The sequence below is a fragment of the Anaerococcus obesiensis genome, from assembly GCF_016599815.1.
GTDB classification, from domain to species: Bacteria; Bacillota; Clostridia; order Tissierellales; family Peptoniphilaceae; genus Anaerococcus; species Anaerococcus vaginalis.
In genome coordinates, this window is record NZ_CP067016.1 from 783,498 (window position 1) to 794,393 (window position 10,896).

General features: G+C 33.1%; 8 protein-coding genes, 1 tRNA gene and 1 rRNA gene. All 10 read left to right on the top strand.

Annotation, left to right across the window (positions count from 1 at the left end):
• The first annotated feature begins 7 nt into the window (after positions 1–7).
• The 10 genes from I6H46_RS03830 to I6H46_RS03875 all read left to right on the top strand — a co-directional run bounded on the left by I6H46_RS03830 (position 8) and on the right by I6H46_RS03875 (position 10,781).
• Positions 8–937: a PTS system mannose/fructose/sorbose family transporter subunit IID gene (locus tag I6H46_RS03830; RefSeq protein ID WP_019118885.1), complete on the top strand. Its 930-nt coding sequence runs from the start codon at positions 8–10 to the stop codon at positions 935–937.
• Positions 937–1,305, top strand: a complete 369-nt coding sequence (locus I6H46_RS03835) for a DUF956 family protein (RefSeq protein ID WP_019118884.1) — start codon at positions 937–939, stop codon at positions 1,303–1,305. Before I6H46_RS03830 ends, I6H46_RS03835 begins: the two co-directional genes overlap by 1 nt.
• A gap of 422 nt (positions 1,306–1,727) precedes the next feature.
• The gene (gene fusA / locus I6H46_RS03840; RefSeq protein WP_019118883.1) at positions 1,728–3,788 is read left to right on the top strand and encodes an elongation factor G; all 2,061 of its coding nucleotides are present in this window, start codon (positions 1,728–1,730) and stop codon (positions 3,786–3,788) included.
• Positions 3,789–3,815: 27 nt separating this feature from the next.
• Positions 3,816–5,807, top strand: coding sequence for an alpha-amylase family glycosyl hydrolase (locus I6H46_RS03845; RefSeq protein ID WP_019118882.1), 1,992 nt, complete (start codon positions 3,816–3,818; stop codon positions 5,805–5,807).
• Positions 5,807–6,325: an SGNH/GDSL hydrolase family protein gene (locus I6H46_RS03850; protein ID WP_019118881.1), complete on the top strand. Its 519-nt coding sequence runs from the start codon at positions 5,807–5,809 to the stop codon at positions 6,323–6,325. The genes I6H46_RS03845 and I6H46_RS03850 overlap by 1 nt, the downstream gene beginning before the upstream one ends.
• Positions 6,318–7,193 (top strand): mechanosensitive ion channel family protein, encoded by an 876-nt coding sequence (locus tag I6H46_RS03855; protein WP_019118880.1) that lies wholly within the window; start codon positions 6,318–6,320, stop codon positions 7,191–7,193. The genes I6H46_RS03850 and I6H46_RS03855 overlap by 8 nt, the downstream gene beginning before the upstream one ends.
• Positions 7,180–7,404 (top strand): DUF951 domain-containing protein, encoded by a 225-nt coding sequence (locus I6H46_RS03860; protein WP_004839914.1) that lies wholly within the window; start codon positions 7,180–7,182, stop codon positions 7,402–7,404. The genes I6H46_RS03855 and I6H46_RS03860 overlap by 14 nt, the downstream gene beginning before the upstream one ends.
• A gap of 19 nt (positions 7,405–7,423) precedes the next feature.
• The gene (locus I6H46_RS03865; protein WP_019118878.1) at positions 7,424–8,743 is read left to right on the top strand and encodes a glutathionylspermidine synthase family protein; all 1,320 of its coding nucleotides are present in this window, start codon (positions 7,424–7,426) and stop codon (positions 8,741–8,743) included.
• Between the two features lie 336 nt (positions 8,744–9,079).
• Positions 9,080–10,605, top strand: a 16S ribosomal RNA gene (locus I6H46_RS03870).
• Positions 10,606–10,706: 101 nt separating this feature from the next.
• A tRNA-Ala gene (locus I6H46_RS03875) sits at positions 10,707–10,781 on the top strand.
• Positions 10,782–10,896: the final 115 nt, after the last annotated feature.

Genomic DNA, 10,896 nt, shown 5'->3' on the forward strand with positions numbered 1-10,896 from the left:
AGGAAATATGACTGAAGTAAATGAAAAAAGAATAGAATTATCAAGATCTGATAGGATAAAAGTATTTAATCGTCATCAACTCCTACAAGGTTCTTGGAATTATGAACGTATGCAAAACGGTGGCTGGTGTTATTCAATAATTCCTGCTATCAAAAAATTATATAAAACAGATGAAGAAAGAAAATCTGCTTTAAAAAGACACTTAGAGTTTTATAATACTCACCCATATCTTTCAAGCCCAGTAATGGGAGTTACTCTTGCTATGGAAGAAGAAAAAGCAAATGGAGCTCCTATTGAAGATAAAACAATAAACTCTGTTAAAGTAGGAATGATGGGACCTTTGGCAGGTGTTGGTGATCCAGTTTTCTGGTTTACAGCAAGACCAATACTTGGAGCTCTTGGTGCATCAATGGCTTTAACAGGAAATATTATTGGACCAATAATATTTTTTGTATTTTGGAATATTATAAGAATGGCATTTGAGTGGAAAACTCAAGAATTTGGTTACAAAGTAGGAAATGAAATTACAAAAGATTTATCTGGTGGACTTTTAGGAAAAGTAAACTTGGTTGCATCAATTGTTGGTATGTTTATAGTTGGTGCTTTGGTACAAAGATGGGTAAATGTAACATTTACTGTAAACGTATCAGAAGTAACTCAACAAGCAGGATCATTTATTGATTGGAATTCTTTATCAACAGGTAGCAAGGGACTTCAAGAAGCCTTTAAACTTTACGATCAATTAGGCTCAGCTGGACTTGATCAAGTTAAAGTTACAACCTTACAAGATAACTTAAACCAATTAATACCAGGACTTGTTCCAATGTTATTAACACTTGGAATTTGTAAATTATTAAAGAAAAATGTATCTCCAATTATTATAATAGTTGCTTTATTTATAATAGGAATAATAGCATCTGTACTTGGAATCATGTAATGGTTCAAAGTCAAAATAAAAATGTAGACTTATCTATTAAGGGAAGATGCCTTAATGGATTTACCTCTGATGGAAATATAATGGTAGGCGATAAGGCCTTTGAATTTTATAATGAAAAAAATGTAGAAGATTATATACAAATTCCTTACAAGGAAATTTCCTTTGTGAGTGCGTCAGTTTTATTTGGCAAAAAAATAAATAGATTTGCGATTCATACAAAAGAAAGTGGCAATTTTGTTTTTACAACAAAGGATAATAAAAAAACTTTGAGAGCTTTAAATAATTATATTGAGTCAAATAAGTTGAGAAGGTCTCTATCATTTTTTGAGGTAATAAAAAGAGGTATTAAAAATTTAATTAAAAAATAGACTTGGATTTTTTCTAAGTCAGATCGTAAACAAATCCTCAAGCACGAATATCTGACTCCAAAAATTGTTGATTTCTAAATTTCAAAATTCTAAAATCGCAAACTCAAGCTACGCTTTCGAACAGTGCGATTTCTTGACGAATTTTGAAATTTGAAATCAAATCAATTTTTTACGTATGATATTCTTAGCATGAGGATTTGTATACTTTTGAAACGGTCTGGCTTGGATTTTTTCTAAGTCTTTTTTTATTGTAATTTGATATTTTAATAATAAGTTTACCTTTGTTTTTAACAATGAAAATATTTGCAAAAACAAATTATTTAATTTTTATAAAAAATTTTTAGTTAATTTAATAAATTGGGTATATAAATATACATAGAATGAAAAAATGTTTTCATCGACAAAACGGAGGTTATTTTATTATGAAAGATTATAAAACAAACAAATTAAGGAATTTAGCTTTAGTAGGGCATTCAGGAGCAGGAAAAACTTCCTTGACTGAATCTTTGCTATATTTTACAAAGGCTATTAACAGGGTTGGAAAAGTAGCGGATGGTAATACTGTATCTGACTATGAAAAACAAGAAATTAAAAGAAAAATTTCAATCCAAACCTCAATAATTCCTGTTGAATATAAGGACTACAAGGTAAACTTTATCGATGCTCCTGGATTTTTTGATTTTGAAGGAGAAGTATTAAATGCTCTTAGAGCAAGTGAGTCAGCTTTGTTTGTAATTGATGGAGAAAATGGAATCGAAGTAGGAACTGAAAAATATTGGAAATATACAGAAAATATTTCTTTGCCAAGAATTATTTTTGTAAATAAATTGGATAAAGAAAATGCCAAATTCAATCAAGTAGTTAGTGACCTACACATAGATTTCTCCAAAAAAATAATCCCACTAACCTTAACCCTTGGTGAAGGCGAAAATTTTGAAGGTTTGATCGATGTTATAGATAAAAAAGCTTTTAAATATGTTGATGGCAAGATAGAAGAGGTTGACATACCTGAAATCAGAGTTGAAGAAGTAAATGCTGTTTATGAAGAAATTCAAGAAGTTGTTGCTGAAAGTGATGACGAGTTAATGGATAAATATTTTTCAGGCGAAAGTTTTACTGAAGAAGAATTTAAAGAAGGTTTTAGAAAGGCGATTATAAATGGTAATGCTGTTCCTTTAGTTGCTGGTAGCTTGGAGAAAAATATTGGTCTTGATTTGTTGATGGATGTTATTACAAAATATATGCCATCTCCTGATCACAAGGCTGCAAATATTGGATTTAGAGTTACTGATGATTATGAAGAATTTGAAGTTAGCGAAGATAGTCCTTTTTCTGCTGTTGTATTTAAAACAATTGCTGATCCATTTTTGGGTAAGATTTCAATATTTAAGGTTTTATCTGGAGCTATTAAAAAAGATCAAAATTTCTATGATATAAGTAAGGACAAGGAATTAAAGGCTTCAAATATTTTCTATTTAAGAGGAAAAGAACAATTTAAAGCGGAAAAAATTGTTGCTGGAGATATTGGAGCATTTTCTAAACAGGATATTCTTCAAACTGGAGATTCTTTATGCACAAAAGAAAGTCCTATAGAATATAAGAAAATTAAATATCCAAGACCGGTTTTATATTATGCAATTGAGGCTGAAAGTAAAAATGATGAGGATAAAATCTCAGCTGCTTTGAAAAAATTATCAGAAGAAGATCCTACTTTTGAAGATAGAAGAGATGCTGAAACCCACCAAGAAGTTTTGGCAGGACTTGGTAATGTTCAACTTGAAGTTTTGATGGATAAATTAAAAGAAAATTATTCTGTTAATACAAAAATTGTTGATTTAAAAATCCCTTACAGAGAAACTATCAAGGGGAAATCTGATGTTCAAGGTAAACACAAAAAACAATCTGGTGGTGCAGGTCAATATGGAGATGTATTTATTAGATTTGAACCATGCGATGAAGAATTTGTTTTTGATGAGGAAGTATTTGGTGGAGCAGTTCCTAAAAATTATTTCCCTGCTGTAGAAAAGGGACTTCGTGATTCTATGGATGAAGGTCCTCTTGCAGGATATAAGGTTGTTGGAATAAAAGCTACTTTGTATGATGGCTCTTACCACCCAGTAGATTCAAACGAACAAGCCTTCAAATCAGCTGCAAGACTTGCTTTCAAAAAAGGAATTGTTGAAGCAAAACCAATTTTGCTTGAGCCTATAATGAAACTTGAAATTAAAGTTGATGAGAAGTACATGGGCGATGTAATGGGAGATATGAACAAAAGACGTGGAAAGATTTTGGGCATGGAACCACAAGAAGACGGCTCACAAATCATTTCAGCTCTTGCACCAGAAAGTGAAGTTTTAAAATATTCAATAGATTTAAGATCAATGACACAGGCTCGTGGATCATTCTCAATGGAATTTGATAAATATGAAGAAGTTCCAAAAGAAATAACAGAAAAAATTATTGAGGAAAATAAAAAAGAATAAAAAAATAGTATAGAAAAGGGGCAAATAATGAAAGATTGGAAGATTTTGGAAATTGATCCTTGGATCAAGGATTATAAAAATGATATAAATCTGAGAATGGATGAATATGAAAAACAAAAGGCTAGACTTTTGAAAAAAGGCGAAAAATTAAAAGATTTTGCCAATGCCCACAATTATTATGGCTTTCACAAGGTAAAAACTGGATGGATTTATAGGGAATGGGCTCCAAACGCCAAGGGACTTTATCTAATTGGAGATTTTAACAATTGGGATAGACATTCCCATCCTCTAAAGAAAATTAATGACGAAGATTGGGAGATTTTTGTTAAAGGAATTAGGACTATTCCACACAAATCCAGAGTGAAAGTTATGGTTGACTATGGAGAAAGCATCCAAGATAGGATTCCTCTTTTTGCAAGAAGGGTTGAAAGAGATGAAAATTTAGATTTTTCTGCAATTGTAGAAAATCCTAGGAAAAAATTTAAATGGACAGATGATAAATTTAAAATTAAAAACCACGATCTTCTAATCTATGAAGCCCATATTGGTATGGCTTGTGAAAGAGAAGGTGTTGGAACTTACAAAGAATTTGAAAAAAATATTTTGCCTAGAATTAAAAAAGAAGGCTACAATACAGTCCAACTTATGGCTATAGCTGAACATCCATATTATGGATCTTTTGGCTACCAAGTTTCAAATTTCTTCGCTCCTTCTTCTTGGTATGGAGAAAATGATGATTTAAAATCTTTAATAAATACTGCCCACGAAATGGGTTTAAATGTGATAATGGATTTGGTTCATTCCCATGCTGTAAAAAATACTATTGAGGGGATAAATCTTTTCGATGGAACAGACTACCAATTTTTCCATGAAGGCGATGAGGGAAATCATCCTGATTGGGATTCTAAATTATTTGATTATCACAAACCTGGAGTATGCCATTTTCTTCTTTCAAATATAAAATATTGGCTAGAAGAATACCACTTTGATGGTTTTAGATTTGATGGAGTAACTTCAATGATTTACAAAAATCACGGAAGAGGGGAAAGTTTTGACAACTATTCAAAATATTTTTCTATGAATACTGACATCGAAGCTATAAACTACCTTCAACTTGCCAATGAACTTATAAGAGAAGTTAAGAAAAATGCCATAACAATTGCTGAAGATATGTCAGCTATGCCTGGAATGTGCCTACCAATTAAAGATGGAGGAATTGGTTTTGACTATAGACTTTCTATGGGTATGCCAGATTTTTGGGAAAAGGCCCTAGAAAAACGAGATGAAGATTGGGACATGGGAAAAATGTGGTACGAGCTTTCAACTTCTAGACCATCCGAAGCTAGAATTTCTTATGTAGAAAGCCACGACCAAGCTCTTGTCGGTTCAAAAACTACGATTTTTAGACTTGCAGATTCTTCCATGTATTGGGATATGGAAAAAACAACCCACAATATCATAATTGATAGGGCGATTGCTCTTCACAAAATGATAAGATGGATTACTATATCTATGGGCGCTGAATCTTATTTGAATTTTATGGGAAATGAATTTGGCCATCCTGAATGGATAGATTTTCCAAGAGAAGGCAATAATTATTCTTTCCATTACGCAAGGCGTCTTTGGTCTTTGGCTGACAATGACCTATTAAAATACGATTGGCTTTTGAAATGGGATGAAAAAATGATTGACCAAATCAAAAAAAATAAGCAATTAGGAAATGATATTTTTAGGCTATGGCTTGATAATGATAGGAAAGTTATTGCCTACAGAAATGGGGATATAGTTTATATTTTCAATTTCCACCCACAAAATTCCTATGATTCTTTCCAAGTGCCAATCCACGATAAGGGAAAATTTAAAGTGATTTTGGATACTGACGATGAAAAATTTGGTGGACTTGGAAGAATTTCAAAAGATTTTATTTATGAATCCAAAAATTTAGAAAATACTGACTACGATGGAATTGAAATTTATATTCCATCAAGAACGGCCCTTGCCCTAAAGAAGGTAAAATAATGAGAATACTTGCTCTTGGAGATTCCTTTACCCAAGGTTATCTTGTAGAATGCAATAATTACACCCGCTTTTTAACTAAGGCGGGTTTTGAAATTATAAATTTTGGAATAAACGGTTCTACAAGCTCTGATATGGTTAAAAGGTATGAAAAAATCAAAAATAAATACAAAAATGTAGATTATCTGATAATATTTGGTGGCTCAAATGACTTTTTGAATGGGCAAAGTGTGAATCTTGCATATTCAAATGTCAAAAGTATATTAAATTTATCTACTGCCAGAAAAAATATTATAATTATACCGCCTTTAATAGAGGAGGAAGACTCTTATCCGATTTATGGATATGTAAATGAAAAAATAAATGAATTTGCAAAAAAACTTTTGGACTTTGATTGTTTGAAAGTTGATTCGAGAAAAATCAAGCCATATTATCTTGATGGTTTGCACATGGGGAAAATTTTTCACGAAAAGCTTGCTTGTGAAATTTTAAAAATTATAGAGGATGATATAAATGAATGAATTAGAAGATATTGAAAATATTGATAAGATGGTTGCAAAGAGCTCTCTTTTACCAGATTTTATGCGAAATAAAATTACTATAAATATTATTTCTGTCCTAATTGTTTTGTTATTGTGTTTTATTACATTAAAATTAGTTCATAAAATAATAAGAAAATTTTTTGAAAGAAACAAAAGCAAAGCAAAAAGAAATACAGCAAAACTTGAAACCCTATCAAGGATTTTTTATTCTATAATTAGGATACTTATAATTTTTATTGCCATAACTATGATTTTGGATATTTTTGGAGTAAACACATCAAGTCTTATAGCTACAGCAGGAATTGGTGGTATCGCCATAGCTCTTGGTGCTCAAACTCTTATTGCAGATTTTGTAAAGGGAGTTTTGATAATATTTGATGACAAGATAAGAGTTGGCGAATGGGTTTCATGCTCTGGAGTTGAGGGAACTGTCGAAGAGGTTAATCTTAGAATCACAAAAATCAGAGATTATAACGGATCCCTTCACATTATTCCAAATTCAAATATAACAAATGTCCAAAATTTTGATAGGGGAGCTCAAAAAAGTGAGGCATATTTTTGCGTATCTAATGATACAAAGCTTGATGAAGTAAAAGCGATGATAAAAAGCGTATCTCAACAAATAAAAACAACGCCAAAATACAAAAATGCTTTTGTAGAAGATTTGAGCTTTTTTGAAATACACGAATTTAAGGATTTCTCCTACACAGTAAGGGTGACATCCTTGGTAAAAGCAGGAATGCAATGGGAGATTTCAAGAAAAGTAAGAGAACTTATAAAAGAAGAGATGGAAAAAAGAAAAATAAAAAGTAGCTTATTAGAAGAGGAAATTTATGAAAAAATATAAATTAAACGATATAGTTAGCCTAAAAAAATCTCATCCGTGCGGAGAAAATAAATGGAAAATCGAAAGAATGGGTGCAGATATGAAGTTAAGATGTTTGGGTTGTGATAAGTTAGTTTGGCTAAAAAGAACAGATTTCGACAAAAGAATTAGGAAAATTCAAGATAAAAACGGGAAATTTGTATCGATAGTAAATTACAATCCAGAAGATTAGAGGAGAAAAAAAGGAATTAATGATAAACGACAAAATAAAAGAAGATTATATAAAAATAATAAACGAAGATTATAAAGATTATAGAAAAGATTACAAAAATTTGCTAGAAAAAAGAAAAGAATATGGAGCGACCTACAAGGAAGAAGTTCTACCTACCTTGTATGATGCGTATTTTTACGACAAAAAAGATTTCAAACTCTATGATGAAATGATAAATATTTTTATGTCTATAGTAGAAAAAGTCACAAAAGAATACCTAGAAAATGAAAATTACAGAAAATTATTCGACCTAGATCCTTTGACAGAAAAATTAATCCTAAAAGATCCAGGCTATGACATTTCAACACCAATAGCGAGATTTGACGTAATGTATGATGGCAAAAAAGACTATAAATTTTGCGAGCTAAACACAGACGGCTCATCAGCTATGCTAGAAGATAAGTCCTTGGCAGATTTGATGAAAGATTCCAAAGCTATAAAAAAACTAGAAGAAAAATATCAAATAAATCATATAAACCTACTAGAAAGTTTGGTAGATTCAATAGAAGATTTATATTTTTCAATAAAAGGCAAAAAAGAAAAAATAAACATAGCCATAGTCGACATAATAGAATTTGATAACATAGAATTTGAAACAATAAAAAAACTATTCCAAAAAAGAGGCCACAATTGCAAAATTGCAAACCTAAAAGATTTAGAAAGAAAAAATAATGGCCTATATATAGAAGATATGAAAATCGACTTAGTCTATAGAAGACTTGTCACAAGCGATTTAATAGAAAACAAAGAATTAGGAAAAAATTTAATAGATGCCTATTTAAATGACGAAATAATAAGCATAGGCTCATTTAGGTCAACACTTTTTTACACAAAAGATATATTTAGAATCCTAAGGCTAGAAGAAAGTCAAAAGATTCTATCAGAAAAAGAAAATGAATTTATAAAAAATCACATACCATATACAGAAAAATTAAATTACGAAAAAGACAAAGAAAAATTGGTAGCAAACAAGGACAAATATATACTAAAACCAATCCAAGGCTACGCATCACACGGAATCTACGTAGGAAAAGAACACACAAAAAAAGAATTTGAAAAAATCTTAGAAGAAATAAAAAATAAAAATTACATTTACCAAGAATATTACACAGTAAATCCTATGAAATTTATAAAAATGGAAAAAGAAAAAGCAAGTTTAGAAAACTTTTCATACGTAACAGGCCTATTTGCCTACAATAAAAAATTCATAGCACCATACATGAGAATAGGAAACGCAGCAATGATAAGTTCAGCAAGAGAATATTACGTAGTAAGTTCCCTAAAAATAAAAGAGAAATAAATTAATAAAAAAATATTTGACAATAGCAAAAAATAATAATATACTAATATAGCTGTTAAACAACAGCTATATTTTTTTATCACGTTTAAAAAAGCAAGAAAAAAAAGTCTTGACAATAAAAATAAACGCGATATAATAAAAAAGTCGACATCAAAAAAAGCAGTCGAGAAAAGTAAAAAAAGATAAAAAAATCAATAAAAAAACTTGACAAGCTAAAAAAAAGATGGTAGACTAAAATAGTCAGTTAAAACTGGCGGATGAACCTTTAAAACAAAATAAAACTACAAAGTTAATACTTTGAGACAAACGAAAAATGACAAAAGTCAAGATCAAACAATAATTGAGAGTTTGATCCTGGCTCAGGATAAACGCTGGCGGCGTGCATAACACATGCAAGTCGAACGATGAAACTTAGCTGATTTCTTCGGAATGAAATTAAGTGGATTAGTGGCGAACGGGTGAGTAACACGTGAGTAACCTGCCTTACACAAGGGGATAGCCTTTGGAAACGAAGAATAATACCCTATAAAGTCACAATATCGCATGGTAGACTAACCAAAGATTTATCGGTGTAAGATGGACTTGCGTCTGATTAGCTAGTTGGTGAGATAAAAGCCCACCAAGGCGACGATCAGTAGCCGGCTTGAGAGAGTGTACGGCCACATTGGGACTGAGACACGGCCCAAACTCCTACGGGAGGCAGCAGTGGGGAATTTTGCACAATGGGGGAAACCCTGATGCAGCGACGCCGCGTGATTTAGAAGGCCTTCGGGTTGTAAAAATCTTTTTTATGGGATGAAAATGACAGTACCATAAGAATAAGGTCCGGCTAAATACGTGCCAGCAGCCGCGGTAATACGTATGGACCGAGCGTTGTCCGGAATCATTGGGCGTAAAGGGTACGTAGGCGGCCTAGTAAGTTAGAAGTGAAATAATATAGCTCAACTATATAAAGCTTTTAAAACTGTTAGGCTTGAGAGATGAAAGGGAAAGTGGAATTCCTAGTGTAGCGGTGAAATGCGCAGATATTAGGAAGAATACCGGTGGCGAAGGCGACTTTCTGGTCATCATCTGACGCTGAGGTACGAAAGCGTGGGTAGCAAACAGGATTAGATACCCTGGTAGTCCACGCTGTAAACGATGAGTGTTAGGTTCTTGGAATAATCTGGGAGCCGCAGCTAACGCATTAAACACTCCGCCTGGGGAGTACGCACGCAAGTGTGAAACTCAAAGGAATTGACGGGGACCCGCACAAGCAGCGGAGCATGTGGTTTAATTCGACGCAACGCGAAGAACCTTACCAAGTCTTGACATAATACGGAGGGAGTTAGAGATAATTGCTTATCACTTCGGTGAGCTGTATTACAGGTGGTGCATGGTTGTCGTCAGCTCGTGTCGTGAGATGTTGGGTTAAGTCCCATAACGAGCGCAACCCCTATCGTTAGTTACCATCATTAAGTTGGGGACTCTAGCGATACTGCCGGTGATAAACCGGAGGAAGGTGGGGACGACGTCAAATCATCATGCCCTTTATGACTTGGGCTACACACGTGCTACAATGGCAGATACAGAGGGCAGCGAAAGAGCGATCTGAAGCGAAACTCACAAAGTCTGTCCCAGTTCGGATTGTACTCTGCAACTCGAGTACATGAAGTTGGAGTTGCTAGTAATCGCGAATCAGAATGTCGCGGTGAATGCGTTCCCGGGTCTTGTACACACCGCCCGTCACACCATGGGAGTTGGCAATACCCGAAGCCTGTGAGCGAACCAATTGGACGCAGCAGTCGAAGGTAGGGTCAGTAACTGGGGTGAAGTCGTAACAAGGTAGCCGTATCGGAAGGTGCGGCTGGATCACCTCCTTTCTAAGAGAAAAAAGTCGGTACGCTGACTTTTACCAAAGAAAATTTAAAAAAACATTGTTTGGAACAAAGAAAACTTTGTAGTAAATTTTTAAAGGTTACATGGGGGTGTAGCTCAGTTGGGAGAGCACCTGCCTTGCACGCAGGGGTCAAGAGTTCGAATCTCTTCATCTCCACCAAGCCCATAATCGAGGGGTGGAAGATTTCAAAGAAATCTTTCATAATTTTTCAAAGTTTTCGAAGAAAACGAGAAAAATTACGGTAGGTTACAGTAACTAACCAAAGAAAAACTCG

Coding starts and splice junctions, on each gene's coding strand:
- I6H46_RS03830 (WP_019118885.1), top strand. CDS start 8: ATGACTGAAGTAAATGAAAAAAGAATAGAATTATCAAGATCTGATAGG.
- I6H46_RS03835 (WP_019118884.1), top strand. CDS start 937: ATGGTTCAAAGTCAAAATAAAAATGTAGACTTATCTATTAAGGGAAGA.
- fusA (WP_019118883.1), top strand. CDS start 1,728: ATGAAAGATTATAAAACAAACAAATTAAGGAATTTAGCTTTAGTAGGG.
- I6H46_RS03845 (WP_019118882.1), top strand. CDS start 3,816: ATGAAAGATTGGAAGATTTTGGAAATTGATCCTTGGATCAAGGATTAT.
- I6H46_RS03850 (WP_019118881.1), top strand. CDS start 5,807: ATGAGAATACTTGCTCTTGGAGATTCCTTTACCCAAGGTTATCTTGTA.
- I6H46_RS03855 (WP_019118880.1), top strand. CDS start 6,318: ATGAATGAATTAGAAGATATTGAAAATATTGATAAGATGGTTGCAAAG.
- I6H46_RS03860 (WP_004839914.1), top strand. CDS start 7,180: ATGAAAAAATATAAATTAAACGATATAGTTAGCCTAAAAAAATCTCAT.
- I6H46_RS03865 (WP_019118878.1), top strand. CDS start 7,424: ATGATAAACGACAAAATAAAAGAAGATTATATAAAAATAATAAACGAA.